This window comes from Bacillus sp. z33 (assembly GCF_058313615.1).
Genome location: NZ_JBZFQN010000001.1, coordinates 502,327 through 516,866 on the forward strand (window position 1 = coordinate 502,327; position 14,540 = coordinate 516,866).

At 35.1% G+C, this 14,540-nt stretch carries 9 protein-coding genes; 3 read left to right on the top strand and 6 right to left on the bottom strand.

Annotated elements, in window-relative coordinates; all coding sequences use genetic code 11:
* Positions 1–6 precede the first annotated feature (6 nt).
* From sucA to AC4G3L_RS02305, 4 genes are all read right to left on the bottom strand, one after another.
* On the bottom strand, positions 7–2,847 hold the full coding sequence (sucA, locus tag AC4G3L_RS02290; protein ID WP_491075357.1) for a 2-oxoglutarate dehydrogenase E1 component: 2,841 nt from the start codon (positions 2,845–2,847) through the stop codon (positions 7–9).
* A gap of 610 nt (positions 2,848–3,457) precedes the next feature.
* A complete protein-coding gene (locus tag AC4G3L_RS02295) occupies positions 3,458–4,903 on the bottom strand; it encodes an ATP-binding protein (protein ID WP_491075358.1) in 1,446 nt (481 codons plus the stop codon).
* Positions 4,900–6,123, bottom strand: a complete 1,224-nt coding sequence (locus AC4G3L_RS02300; RefSeq protein WP_491075359.1) for a beta-ketoacyl-[acyl-carrier-protein] synthase family protein — start codon at positions 6,121–6,123, stop codon at positions 4,900–4,902. Before AC4G3L_RS02300 ends, AC4G3L_RS02295 begins: the two co-directional genes overlap by 4 nt.
* A gap of 219 nt (positions 6,124–6,342) precedes the next feature.
* Entirely contained in the window at positions 6,343–6,870 is a 528-nt protein-coding gene (locus AC4G3L_RS02305; RefSeq protein WP_491075360.1) for a hypothetical protein, read from the bottom strand.
* A gap of 138 nt (positions 6,871–7,008) precedes the next feature.
* Between AC4G3L_RS02305 and AC4G3L_RS02310 the strand changes: the two genes are divergently transcribed.
* Positions 7,009–7,491, top strand: a complete 483-nt coding sequence (locus AC4G3L_RS02310) for a DUF6241 domain-containing protein (protein WP_491075361.1) — start codon at positions 7,009–7,011, stop codon at positions 7,489–7,491.
* A 426-nt stretch (positions 7,492–7,917) separates the two neighbouring features.
* Here AC4G3L_RS02310 and AC4G3L_RS02315 read toward each other — a convergent pair whose 3' ends face one another.
* Positions 7,918–9,234, bottom strand: coding sequence for an aromatic amino acid transport family protein (locus tag AC4G3L_RS02315; protein ID WP_491075362.1), 1,317 nt, complete (start codon positions 9,232–9,234; stop codon positions 7,918–7,920).
* An 815-nt stretch (positions 9,235–10,049) separates the two neighbouring features.
* Between AC4G3L_RS02315 and AC4G3L_RS02320 the strand changes: the two genes are divergently transcribed.
* The gene (locus AC4G3L_RS02320) at positions 10,050–10,727 is read left to right on the top strand and encodes a helix-turn-helix transcriptional regulator (RefSeq protein ID WP_491075363.1); all 678 of its coding nucleotides are present in this window, start codon (positions 10,050–10,052) and stop codon (positions 10,725–10,727) included.
* Positions 10,728–11,073: 346 nt separating this feature from the next.
* Complete coding sequence (locus AC4G3L_RS02325) at positions 11,074–11,820, top strand: NADPH-dependent oxidoreductase (RefSeq protein ID WP_491075364.1); 747 nt, start codon at positions 11,074–11,076, stop codon at positions 11,818–11,820.
* A gap of 214 nt (positions 11,821–12,034) precedes the next feature.
* Here AC4G3L_RS02325 and AC4G3L_RS02330 read toward each other — a convergent pair whose 3' ends face one another.
* Complete coding sequence (locus AC4G3L_RS02330) at positions 12,035–13,738, bottom strand: methyl-accepting chemotaxis protein (protein WP_491075365.1); 1,704 nt, start codon at positions 13,736–13,738, stop codon at positions 12,035–12,037.
* Positions 13,739–14,540: the final 802 nt, after the last annotated feature.

Below are 14,540 nucleotides of genomic sequence, written 5' to 3' on the forward strand. Positions count from 1 at the left end.
CCTCCTCTATTCGCGAGTTAATGCGCTGTTAATAATACGATTTTGTCCTTGTTTATGAATAGTTGGATCTCCCTCTGCAGGACTGGATCGTCTTCTTCTGCCGATGTAATCAACTTTAACCCCTTCTGGTGCTGCAATTCTTAAACGTGGCTCTACGAAATTCCATGCGCCCATGTTTTTTGGTTCTTCCTGTACCCATACAATCTCTTTTAAATTCGGGTAAGAAGCAAATAATGCTTGAACCCCTTTAAGTGGGAATGGATAAATTTCTTCAATTCTTACGATGTGAAGCCAATCAAGATTTTCTTGAGCTTCAATAGCCTGAGCCAAATCAATCGCAATTCTGCCTGTACAACAAACGATTCTTTCCACGCTGTCTTTTTTGGTTCCTAAGCCCGGCTGTTCTACAAAGGATTTGAATTCACCCTCACTCAGTTCATCAGGAGCACTCGCAACAATCGGATTTCTCAGCAAGCTCTTCGGCGTCATCAATACCAGTGGGCGCACTTCTTCTTTTCCTAAAATAGCTGCTTGTCTTCTTAAAATATGAAAGTATTGAGCTGCTGAACTTAAATTAGCTACAGTCCAGTTATTCTCCGCTGCCAATGATAAATAGCGCTCCAAACGTGCACTGGAATGTTCCGGTCCCTGGCCTTCATAACCATGAGGCAATAGCATAACTAAGCCGGATTTTTGGCCCCATTTCGCTCTGCCTGCAGCAATAAATTGATCAAATAATACTTGAGCAGTGTTGGCAAAATCACCATATTGGGCTTCCCATAAAACGAGCGTATCCGGAGATTGTACATTGTATCCATATTCAAACCCAATAACAGCTGCTTCAGACAATGGACTGTTATGAACCGCAAAAGAAGCTTTTGCACCCTCAAGTCCATGTAATGGTGAATAGGTTTCTCCCGTTTCACTGTCATGTAAAACAATGTTTCTGTGAGCAAATGTACCGCGCTCTGAATCCTGTCCAGTAAGACGAACCGGTGTACCATCCTGTAAGATACTTGCAAAAGCTAACGCTTCAGCCAAAGCCCAGTCTACTTTATTTCCTTCGTTCAGGGCATCCTGTCTTCTCATAAGGATTTTATCCAGTTTATTAAATACCTTAAAGTTCTCAGGTCGTTTTAAAAGTTCCGCATTTAGCTGTTTTAATACGTCAAGCCCTACTTTGGTATCTACATTTGGAATCCCGGATTCAATAATCTTTGGAACATCCGCCGCTTCAAGTGGAGAATCTTCCTTAGCACCCACTTGATTATAGTAATCTTTCAACATATCAAAATGATGCTGTTCTAAACTAGAAACCTCTTCTTCCGTTACAAGTCCTTCTTGAACCAGTTTCTTAGCATACACCTCTCTTGGTGTAGGATGCTCATGCACCATCTTGTACATTTTTGGATTTGTTGTCATCGGCTCATCCATTTCGTTGTGCCCATAACGTCTATATCCAATTAAATCGATTAAAAAGTCTTTTTGGAAGGTTTGGCGATATGAAATAGCTACATAAGCTGCAGCCAAGACAGCCTCAGGATCATCTGCATTGACATGGATAATTGGGATTTCATACCCTTTTGCCAGGTCACTTGAGTATCGAGTAGAGCGGGAATCACGGCTTTCTGTTGTAAATCCAATCATATTATTCGCGATAATATGAACAGTTCCTCCCGTTTGATATCCATTAAGGCGACTTAAATTCAAGGTTTCAGCCACAATTCCCTGCCCTGGGAAGGCTGCATCTCCATGAATAATAATTGACATACTGGAGTTTGAATCCTGAACAGGGTATCCTTTTCGGCTTCTGTCATCCTGTACAGCTCTTGTGTATCCGTTTACGATTGGATTGACAAACTCCAAATGACTTGGATTATTGGCCAACGTGATAATTGCTTCTCTCGTATTCTCTTCTTTTATTTTCCGATCTGCACCCAAATGATATTTCACATCACCTGTCCATCCAAACGTAACACCGGTGGATCCTTCAGATGGTACCAATTCTTTATTAGGCGCATGCTGAAATTCAGAGAATATATTTTTGTACGGTTTACCCAGTACATGAGCCAGTACATTCAATCTACCTCTGTGTGCCATTCCAATATTGATAGAAGTAGTCCCGCCGCGAACAGATTTTAAAACCAATTCATCAAGGAGTGGCACTAAAGAATCTACACCTTCAATAGAAAATCTCTTTTGCCCAACAAAGGTTTTATGTAAGAATCTCTCCAATCCATCCACTTCAGTTAAGCGCTTCAACAAATTTTTCTTTTTAGCTGCAGAAATCTCAAAATCAGAAGCTGTTTGTTCAACCATTTGTGTAAGCCACTTTTTCTCTTCCATGTCATGGATATGATCGAATTCAAAAGCAATTGTCCTTGTATATAAAACTTTCAAATATTCGATGGCTTCATGGCCATTTTGAATGTGTCCAGGCAAAACATCACTGATCAGAGAAGCTGGCATCGCTTTCAAATCATCAGTGGTTAAATCATATTTACCCAATCCTAAATTAATATCTTTCTTTTTCTTACTATACAACGGATAAATATCAGCGGCCAGATGTCCGTTTGTTCGAATATCCTCAGCCAATTTAACAGCCTGTGATACTTTGTACATCATTTGTGCTGTGAATTGTCCGTCTGAAATTTCCTTACGTTGATTACCCCTTGTTTGTTCGGTCTCCTCTAATGTTGGAGATCCCCACTCTTCAAATAATCTCACCAAATCCGGATCCACTTGCTCTGGGTCCTGTAAAAAAACTTCGTACATTTCCTGGACGTAACCCAAGTTTGGCCCCTGAAACTCTAGCCAAGGGTTTGTTACAGGTGTATCAAGTTTCATTATGAAATCCCCCTGTTTTACATTGTTTTGCCTTCATCCTGCGACTGAATAATATATAATAATAATGTTTATAAAAAAGTCGGAAGGATAAAACATTTCCGACATTATTCTACCATGTTTTGGTGTTTATACTCAAAGGTTTGCACTTAATTTAACTAGAAAATCAAAACTTTCTAAACAATCAGCTATTATAAAATAGTAAAAAAGAAGAGTTGTTATATAACCAGCTCACCATCCGGATTAATTCCAAATTGAATCATGCACGTTTCATACCCCATCGTATCCTATTTCTGAAAGATTGAATTATAGGTCGGATTCGATAAATCCGTATATAAACTACAAAATGAGTATTTCTCTAGCCCTTGCTTCGAAAAGGCATGGACAGAGGAGCTGATATAGCCCTTCCCTCTGTTATATTTACTATGCCTCTCCTCCTCCCTTACCATCTGTTATCCTTTTACAATGATGCTCATGCAATTCAAAGGATATAAAAAATAAGATATAATAATTTACATAATATTTTTATAAATTACTTTAAAATTGTATAGGTTGATTGTATAAAAAAACAGCAACCCCTCCAAAAAAGGGATTGCTGCTGAAACATTACTATTTATGTGTTGCCTTTACTCATCATATCTAATATTCCATTTTGTGGCAATTCAATGATGAAGTGAGTTCCTTCAGGACAGCTTTCAGCAATGGATATCGTACCTAAATGCTCTATTATCGTTTTCTTAACAAAGGGTAACCCCAAACCCATTCCCCGCTTATCAATTGAGATAAATGGATCAAATACACTTTCCCAATTAGTTGTCGGAATACCTTTCCCTGTATCAGTGAAATGAATTAGAATTTGTTCATTTTTTAATTCTGTTGTAATCGTTATTTTCTTATTCGCTCGATCTTCTGGCATAGCCTCCACACTATTCTTGATTAAGTTAATGAAAACTTGCCCCAAATTTGTTCTATTCACATAGGTAATTAATGGTTGATATTTGTTCTGAAACTCAATGTTTACCTGATTCGTACGCAACATTTCAGAAGAAAGGTTAATAGATTCCTGAATAACATCTACTAGGTTTTCCTTTTTTAAGACTATATTGGATGACTTCATGTAATCTTTAAAATTATTGGTTAGTTTACCCAAATGTTCTGAAGACTTTTGGATCATATCCAATGTTCTCTTATCTGCGTCATTTAAATCACCACTAAGACTAAGAAGACTAGAAAAACTCTTGATAATTTGGTTGGTATTTTTCACCTCATGGATTAAACTCCCTGCCAAATTCCCAGTATAATCAAGCTTCTTTTGTCGTTCCATCAATTGGTAGTAACTTTCTTTTAGACTGGTGTTCAATTTAACATAAAAATGAAAAATCGATATTGAGAATATAATTACTCCAATACTACTCGTTATGGCACCCATAGCGGAAGAAAAATTGAATAAGCCCAGAAAGATTAGCCAAATAGAAGCTAAAGAAATGGCTGTTAAAAGGTTTCTAAAGCTCTGGTTAGATATTTTTCTCGAAATCAAGTAGACAAGGAAGACGAAGATGATAAAACCAAACATATGGGCAATGAATATCCATCCTAAAGGTCCATATACTGGATAATAAAAACTGGTTGAAGCAGCTTTTTCTACAGTCAACCCACTAATCCCTAAGTTAGTTAAGTTGATAACATATAAGACCCCACTCCAAATTGTAAAGAAAATGAGTGATTTCTTAGTAATCAAAATCCGAGAAATCCTCAACAACCAATGGGAATCTTTTAACAAAGTAGGCTGATCCTTTATGATTGTGTATGCTAAATAAAGAACAATTGGCACTCCAAAGGTAGGCCCTATTCGTAGTACTTTAAATAGTATTAGAATGGTGCTTTCAGAGAAAGTATCTAAAAAATATAAACTTCCAATATCAAGTTGCCAAATTGTAATAAAGGACAAGTATAAAAAGAGACTTGATGATAAACTTGAATTGTTATACATACTTTTAATAACAAAAGAAACAAGTAATGGACTTAAACCAATGCTACATACTAGTAGACCGATAATCATTTATCTTCGCACTCCGTTGTTGGATTATTAGGTATGTATTTTTGAATATAAGCACAAGCATTATTTCCACCATGTCCATGATTGGTGACAGCTACTTCATTAATTTCCTGATATCTTGTTTCAGTCACAATATTCATATCTTCATAGCCTTTTTTTGTTGTCCTTATGGTAGGTGGGATAAAATTATGTTCTACACTCAATAGTGAAGATATAACTTGTAAGATTCCGCTGGCCCCTAGAGGATTTCCAAACATACTCTTAATTGAGGTGTATGGCGTTTGATGGTTAAATAACTCCTTGGAGCACCTTTCTTCTATACGATCATTTACCTGGATTCCAAGTGCCTGACTGTTGATATAATCCGGGGAACGACCATTTGTTATTTCTTTTAACGCACTAACTAATTGTTCTCCAGTTTCATCCGTACTATAAATGTAAATACCATCATTATTCGAGATAGCGTCTACAAATTCCCCTTTGATAGAAGCTCCACGATGAAGTGCATCTTCTTCTCTTTCTAACACCAGAGCACCAGCAGCTTCAGCTATCGCAAACCCTTTACTGTCTTCCTGGAACGGTACAGCTCCCTCTTTCATTTCTTGATCCAGTGGCAACACCCGTGTTCTAGCAAATGCATAAGTGACCGTTCTGTCAATAGAACTTTCCGTTCCACCTACTATAGCTACATCAATTTTACCTGACCTTAAATATAGTAAAGCGGATTCGATTGCTTCCAGACTGGAAGTGCAACCAGTAGTAATGGTTCTAGTTATACCTTTTGCACCTAAAAAGTATGCAATGGATGAAGTAATGCTATGATAATTAACATAGTGAGGGAATGTAACCGGCACTTTTTTATATTCATCATTATTGATGTGTATAACAGAGTCCTGGAAGGGCCTTTCCGTAATTGAACCAAGTGAAGTACCAAAGAATACTCCAACTTTTTTTCCTTCTAAATCTATGCCTGCTGATTCCAGTGCCTCTTTCCCCGCTGCGATTCCTAATTTAGACACTTTAGGTAATCGCTTGATTTTTCTATCTTTCTCCAATTCTTCCAATCCATTATGGATTATTCCGACTATATTAGATTCATTTTTGTACCCCTCATCTTCCAATAATTCCAATGAGTTGACACCTTGTTGTAAATTATATAAAAATTCGTCAATATTTTTTGTATTTGGAGCTATTACCCCGTAACCGCTAACTACAATTTTCATGTCATCTTCCGCCTCAGCTGAGAATATTTACCTATAAAGTATAACAGAAAACGATTTGTATTGACTATAGGAAAAATTAATTGAAAAAAATGTTGGAATAGCGCGAATAATTAAATTTATTGCCGATTTAATAGGCGCGCCTATTTATTGTCATGATTCCCTATATTAATAGATGGTTTTTTAGGCGGTACTAGATATCATATGTTTATTACAAGTACATCATTTTCTCCAAATAAAATAACTTATGCTTATTAATAGATCAATGCCTAATACTAACGACCACACTTTGCAAATAGCTAATAATGCCTCCGTTCTGGTTGGATCATTTATCAAAAATATGATACCCAGTAATAATCCAGCTCCGATGCAATAAGCTAGAAGATGTCGTACCCATCCTTTAAAATAATGTTTGGCATACTCAAGCCCAACCCTTTTGATAGGTTTATCTCCTTGCTTTACTATATAATATTGAAATCTTTCATCTGCCCATTGAATCATACTTTTGCCAAACGCAATGGATATACCGATATATACAGCTGAAATGGCATGCGCCTTTGTTGCGGTTGCCCCGTTATACAAATCTATCCCCGTAATAACCAGTAATATCACATCAACAACAGGTGTCATGGCCAAAAGAAATAAACCAAGTTTATCTTTTTTTACTATATATCTAGTTATTAAGCCCAATATAATAAACACCCAAAACAGTATTTCACAAGCTACAATACTCCAAGCAATGGCATTCATATGATTACTCCTATTCTTTTTTATACGTACATACTGTCTGAATATTATCGTAAAGACCAATCTATATACTTTAAATAAAATTCCAATATATGTATACTTATGTTTTAAACAGAATTTTGAAATATGGGGTGTGTTTTGATGATACATAAATTACTAATTGCAGGCTCAATTATGACTACTGCAGCAGCCATTTTTTCTTTATCTTTTTGGATAACGGGTGTAATAGACAAAGAATTACCTTCTCATGCAGATGTCAATACTCCTGAACAAGAATATTTGTCCCAAATTGGTAATACCGACAGTGAATATCAGCTTAAGATTGGTGAAAATAGCTCCGAAATTGATATTTACAGTATCATGCATAGAATGACTCATAGTAAAATTGAAGTAAAAGATGAGAAAAACGACTTTATAGAAACCTACGATTATAATGAATTTATCCCGATAACCCATCACACTATCTCTACACTAAAAGAACATATAGAGAAAACAGATTACGCTATGAAAAACGACACGCTTGCTATAATTGATAAGTGGGAAATCGGCTTCTTTGGATCCATTCAGCAAGATCACGATTGGTGTATAGCCATGCTCGGCGAAATGTATGAAGAAACGATTTAAATGGAGTCGTTTCTTTTTTAAGTATTTAAATATGATGTAATGAGTGCACTATTTCTATCACTATTCCAGACCATTATTCTACCCTTTCAAAACTCTCGCTTATTTCAAATCCATAATCGAACTCCCATGCTTTTTGCTTCCGTTATTTTGATACGTCATCTTTCATACCTCCATAATATTAACCATATATATTCTATAGTCTTTTGAGTTCACCTTCTTTCATCATGCAAATAATGTAGAAAGCAGTCATGAGTCCTAATAGTCAGAGACAAATTTCGAGTAATACAGTTTACTAAAAATAAAAAGCTGCATTCCATAAAGTACGGAATACAGCCATATCTTGCTTCAAAGCATAAAAACCTTATTAGCTTTTACTTTTTCAGCTTCCAATTAGATTCAATAATCTTAATTCTTATTAAATGACTATTAGAAGAATACTTTTATACTTGCCAGGATTGTAAGCACACCTACAACAATAACGAACACGTTGCTCATTTTTCCTCTATATTTAGCTAATACAGGTACTTTACGAATTGCATACATTGGTAATACACATAAGATAGCTGCTACTAAAGGTCCGCTGAGGGTATCAATTAGACCAAGAATACTTGGATTTGTATAAGCAACATACCAACATGTTAGGACGACAAAAACTAGAATGGATGTCTTAATTGTTTTTTCTTTTATATTTTTTCCACGCGCTTTACTAGTAGCAATCATCATGTCACGCATAACCTCATAAGCTCCTACATAATGACCAAGGAAAGACTTTGTGATGGCCACGAATGCAATAATAGGAGCTGCAATAGCGATTACTGGCGAACCAAGCTCATTAGCTAGATAAGAAAGAATGGATAAATTCTGTTCTTTTGCCGCGACAAGATCATTTGGAGTTAAACTCAAGACACTGCTCCATACAAAGAACATAACTACAGCGAATGTCATAATATAACAAACTTTTTGTATTTGGGCACATTTGGCATCAGTCGCATCTCTTCCATAGGTTGCCCTCTGTTTCATAACGAAGGACGATACGATAGGAGAATGATTAAAAGAGAATACTATAATTGGCAATATCAACAATATCGTTCCTAAATATCCCGACCCTGATGAAGCAGAAGAAATACTTGAAGCAGTAAAAATCGACGTATTCCATTGTGGAATCAAAGATATGGCGATAAACATCAAAGAAGCTATGAATGGATAGACTAACATACTCATTACTTTTACTGTAATATCTTGTCCAAAATTCAGTATAACGATAAGACCGAGCACCAATACAAGCGACAATATGGCCCTTGGAGGCTCGCTCATATGTAATTGATTCACCATAAAGCTACTTGCCGTATTTGTAAGTGCAACAGAATACATTAGTACAATCGTATAAATGGAGAAGAAATATACTATATTAAAGATGATACTTGCCTTATTTCCGAAATACTCTCTTATAGTACCTGTAATCCCTTCATCAGCTGAATTTGAAGCAGCTATCATTTTAGCAAGTGCCCTATGCGAGTAATACATGACAGGAAAGGCAAGTAAGGTAATTAACAGTAAAGATATTAAACCACCTGAACCTGCGTTTATGGGTAAAAAGAGTACACCCGCTCCAATGGCAGTACCAAAAAGGCTCAAAGTCCAGGTAGTATCTTGTTTATGCCATTTACTGGAGTCTGGAAAATTTTCTTTCACTGAAATATCTTCAACTGGTAAATCGAGTTTTTTCGCTGTATTTCCATCCATAATAAAATTCCTCCTATTATATACCCTTGGGTTTCCCTTAAAGGTTGTAAATATGGAACAACATTCCTTTAAAATTAATTACTTACCAGATTAACACAATCTGAATGGATAAAACTTGATTACAAGATCCTCTTTTATAATGATCAACTTCATTGAATCTCCATAGCGCCCATTCTAAGATGTCTGTTAGCGTTTACAAAATATATAAAAATAAAAAGGTATAGAATGATATTTCAATAAGATTAATAACACTATCCTCTTGCAAGGGTTTTCATTTTTATCTAAAATTTTGAAATCGCATTTATTTTAACCCTCTATCAAAAAAGTTATCACTTCGGATGTATCCTGCAGTAAAACAATAATTGACCAATTCTTAATAGGTTAAGGTTAAATAAATCCGACTCTTGATACACCACCTTTAGCATAATTTAGAAAAGCATAAGGTAAGACGGTACCGCAATCTGTTAGAGAACGAACCTTTATAAGTGTTCATTCTACTCTGGAAATATATTAAATAAATTTCCAATAAATTATTACAGTAGTTATTATTTACTACTGGCTCAAAGTATCACATATATGGATTAATATGTCAATATAAATTAATAAAAACTTATTTCTATAAAAATTTATTATTAGTATGCCTATACGTCTGTTATAATCATTAGTATAAAATACATAAATTGGATATCACTATAATTTGATACAATGATTATCAATCATTTCGCGGTTTATTTAAAGCGCTTTCTTTTTCCGTATATTTTAAAGATTAAAGATGCTCCACCGAAAATTAGTTTCGTATAAGGGGGATTACTTAATTGGATAACGAACTATTTCGACACTATCAAAATATAATGAATTATTTTGGAGACATTTTGGGATCTAATTATGAATTTGTATTACATATTTTAAATCCAGATGGCGGTTCTCATATCGGACATATTGTTAATGGGGATTTAAGTGGAAGATCCTTAAACGCAACATTGACTGACTATGCAAAAAAGTTAATCAACGAAAAAGTTTATTTAAACAAAGAATATGTTGTAGATTATGTTGGAGAGGGCCCACAGGGTAAAAAATTCCGTTCATCGACTTTGTTTATAAAAGATCATAAAGGTCAATTACAAGGACTTTTATGTATTAATTTTGATGCAGACGTTTATCGGAAAGTCGCAAAAGATGTATTAAAGCTGGCTAATCTAAACTTTGACATAAAACATATTGAAATGAAAACTGAACAAGAACAGCCTGTCGAAAAACTTCAGGACCATGTAAGTACTATCATATATACAGTAATCGACAAAGATATACTAGAATCTGGTGCCCAATTATCACCTGAGCAAAAGAAACTTGCTGTTTCAAAATTAAAAGAATATGGGATATTCGATATTAAAGGCACAATAAGTGAAGTTGCGGAAATAATGGGCATGTCGGAATCAAGTGTCTATCGTTACCTTCAAATGGTAACCCGGAACGAAAAAATAGTCCGGATGTAAAAAATGCCGAGGATTGAATTAAATAAGCTGTAGAGTCTGAGAATTTAGACTCTACAGCTTATTTTAAGGATTCATTGTTAAGTTCTTCAGTGCATCAAATCTTGGCTAGACTGATTTCCTAGTGGATGTATAACATGATTCCATTTACTCCCACTTACCCATTTTTACTCCTAGAAAGTTATATTTTTATCATGCTCCTAGATGATTCTACTAAATTAACCATTCAGTTATGTGCGTTCCAATTTTGCGAAGGAAGAATTTTAGGTTTTATCTTTCTATTATGGATCCCATCCCCGTTTGTACTATACTAATAACGATAGAAAATATCGAAGGAGGAGACCTCATCATGAACGAAATAATGAAAACCTTATTATCTCACCGCTCCATCCGATCTTATAAAGACAAAACAGTGAACGATGAACAATTAGAACAAATCATTCATGCTGTCCAAGCTGCGCCCAGCTGGATAAACGGACAACAAGTTTCCGTTATTGCAGTTAAAGACCCTATCAGGAAGAAAAAGTTTGCAGAGCTATGCGGCGGGCAGAAACATATTGAAGAGGCCCCTGTATTCCTCGTATTCTGCTCAGATTTTTATAGAGCTTATCTATCCAGCAAAATCGAAAATACACCATTTGCTGTCCCAGAAAATATTGATACATTATTGGTCGGGGCTACTGATGTAGGAATTGCTCTAGAAGCAGCCATTACAGCATCCGAATCATTAGGCCTTGGGACAGTCTGCATTGGCGGTATACGGAGAAATTTAGACGAAGTCATAAAAGAGCTCAACCTACCATCATATGTTCTGCCCATTGCCGGCTTATGTATCGGCTATCCAGCAGAAGATCCGGGATTAAAACCACGCCTGCCAGTTAAGGCTGTCTTTCATAGCGAAACCTATCAGCATGATCTACAAGAAGAAATTGAAGCTTATAATCAAATATTCTCAGATTATCTATCAGAGCGTTCAGAAGGTCAACGGACTGGTACCTGGACAAAAGCGGTAGCCAGCTTTTATAGCAAAATTTATTATCAGGGTATTGATGAGGCAATTGATAAACAAATGCTGAAAAGTCATAATAAAAAATAGATATTAATTAAAAAGGAAGAGAAGCTTAATACGCCTCCTCTTCCTTTTTGATTTTATACTCTTTAGTAAGTGATACGATATAGAATTTTCTTGGAATTTTTAAAGTTTCAATCTTTTTAATCGTTTGGTTAAATGGGGAAAGAAGTGATGAAATTCTTAATTTATAAGAGTAGGCTCACACTAAGCCTACTCTCCATTTCCAATTAATAGTAGATTAAAGTTTAAATTTGTTAACTAAATGATTTAATTCTTCTCCTAATCTAGCCAATTGCTCGGCACTATCTTTTACTTCTTCCATAGAATGGCCAGTTTGTTCTGTAGCTGCAGAAGTCTCCTCTATTCCAGCAGAGGATTCTTGACTAATGGCTGCCATATCTTGAATGGAATGATTCATGGTTAAACTATCAGATACCACTTCTGTTAAATTTGAAGAGATACCTTGTATGCCTTCAACCATAGAAGCAACAGCTAGGTTAATTTCTTTGAATGTATGGCTTGTTTTTTTGATTTGCGATGTACCTCTTACTACTTCTTCTGACCCTTTTGACAGTGAAATCACAAGGTCTTCAAATTGACTTTGAATGTCTTTCACAATGAGAGTAATATCTTTTACAGATAAAGCTGTTTGACCAGATAATTTTTTAACTTCATCGGCTACCACAGCAAATCCTCTACCTGCTTCTCCTGCTCTAGCTGCTTCAATCGCTGCATTTAAAGAAAGTAGGTTTGTTTGTTCTGCAACAGTATTGATGACTACGACAAGTTGTGAAATCTCCAGTGATTTTTCATGCAGAGCTTCCATTTTCTTGACGGCATCATTTACAACGGTATTGATGTTTTCCATTTGTTGACTGGATGCTTCCATTAATTGAGTTCCGTCATTTGTCATAAGTAAAACTTCCTTAGAAGAGGCTTCAATTTCTTTACCATAATGGTCTGCTTCTTCTACTTTGACTGCAAATGTATTCGTGATACATGCGATTTCAGCTGATTTAGTAGCTAATTGTTCAGAACCGGAAGATAACTCTTGCATAGTAGCAGAGATTTGTTCAGAACCGGAAGATACTTCTAAAGCTGATTGAGTGAGTCCTTCACTATGATTTGCAACTGTTTCTGAAACTCTGGAAATGTCACTTAGAATATTTTTCAACTCTTCTTGTAATTGATTCATAGCTAATGCCAAGTGACCAGCTTCGTCGGTTCTATCAACAACAAACAATTCATTTGTTAAATCACCTGCGCTAATAAGTTTCAATCTCTCAACAATTCTTTTTATTGGAGCTACAGTTGATTTAATAGCCGTATAAGCGATTAACACGATGATAAGTATTATTAATAACGTAAAAATTACACCGACTAGACGAGCACTATCTCCATATACAACTGTTTCGTTTCCTAACTCTTTAATCTCTTTTTCACGATCAGTCGCTACTTCTTTAAAGCCACTAATTAGTTCACTTTCTAATGGCTGAACTTGAGTTGTTAAAATTTCGATTGCTTTTTCTTCGTTATTATTGTCTACTTCCTCAAGTACTTTATTGCTTAGAGTACCCCATTCAACCTTTTTATCTACCAGTTCTTTTACCTTATCTGATTTAGTTGATTCTAATAGCTGAGTTTCCAAAGAAATACTTTCTTCCAAACCAGATTCGAATTCTGTTCGATATTTTTCATCCTTCGACAACAAATACCCGTGTAAAAGGCTTGTTCTCTCGGCCATATTACCTGCGATTTTTTCATCTAAAATGAGTAAATTCAACTGCTCATCTACCGTATATTCTACTTTGTCATTTATACTTCCAAACGCTAAGTAACTGTAACCAGTTGATAAAATAACCATTACTACTACTAAAGAAAAGCCAATAGTTAGTTTAGTAGTCAAGCTCCATCCATTTGATAAAGATCTTAGAGATTTCATGTTGTTTTCCCCTTTTATACAATTTTTAAAAAAAATTTAATCATACTCTTAGTAATAAGAAAGTGTATGACACTTTCAGTCTCCAAAATAACCATTAACAATCATTCTCAGTCTCATATAATAAGCTACTTCTGCTTTGATCTTCCTTTAGTAAGGGTTAGATTCTTATTAACGGAAAGTGGCAATCTATCTAGTGCCATCATCATCTATCAGATGGTCGATTTATTAAAAGGTTAATTTTATAAATGTCAGGATCATAATTATGTTCTTTAACCTTCTTTCAAAACCATATAAAAGAGATCCACCTTGGCAAGTGACCACCTTTCTAATTTCTATTAGTCGTTTATCTTTACCATTCACGAGAGCATAGGATTTTTTATTTTACATAGCTTGCTAAGTACATCAATCAACAAAACTATATAGGCTTAATTAGATAATTCGCTCTACCTTATCTTTTTTATTATGAAAAACATCCTATAAACCAAGAAAACAATAGCTTTTCCTGAAATGATAATGAAAATAGAAATGAATCTAATAGAGTTTGTTCACTTGGTCCACTCATATGGTTAATAATTTAAATGGTGAACGAAGTATTCATAAACTATATCGACAGAAATATTTTTGTTTATAGAGACTTTTGACACATTTATATGAATCCAGACAATTGTCTAGTATAAAAACTGATCAACATTTCGTTTAAAAATACACAAAAAGGTTGAAGTACGTTGGAAAACTAAGAGGCACTTATTCCTCTTAAATCCTTGGTACTTCAACCTTTTTCATTATAATACATCCAGGAGAT

Bases quoted from the DNA above. Each gene is read 5' to 3' on its own strand.
- sucA (WP_491075357.1), bottom strand. From the start codon at position 2,847: ATGAAACTTGATACACCTGTAACAAACCCTTGGCTAGAGTTTCAGGGG.
- AC4G3L_RS02300 (WP_491075359.1), bottom strand. From the start codon at position 6,123: ATGAAAATTGTAGTTAGCGGTTACGGGGTAATAGCTCCAAATACAAAA.
- AC4G3L_RS02330 (WP_491075365.1), bottom strand. From the start codon at position 13,738: ATGAAATCTCTAAGATCTTTATCAAATGGATGGAGCTTGACTACTAAA.
- AC4G3L_RS02325 (WP_491075364.1), top strand. From the start codon at position 11,074: ATGAACGAAATAATGAAAACCTTATTATCTCACCGCTCCATCCGATCT.
- AC4G3L_RS02305 (WP_491075360.1), bottom strand. From the start codon at position 6,870: ATGAATGCCATTGCTTGGAGTATTGTAGCTTGTGAAATACTGTTTTGG.
- AC4G3L_RS02310 (WP_491075361.1), top strand. From the start codon at position 7,009: ATGATACATAAATTACTAATTGCAGGCTCAATTATGACTACTGCAGCA.
- AC4G3L_RS02315 (WP_491075362.1), bottom strand. From the start codon at position 9,234: ATGGATGGAAATACAGCGAAAAAACTCGATTTACCAGTTGAAGATATT.
- AC4G3L_RS02295 (WP_491075358.1), bottom strand. From the start codon at position 4,903: ATGATTATCGGTCTACTAGTATGTAGCATTGGTTTAAGTCCATTACTT.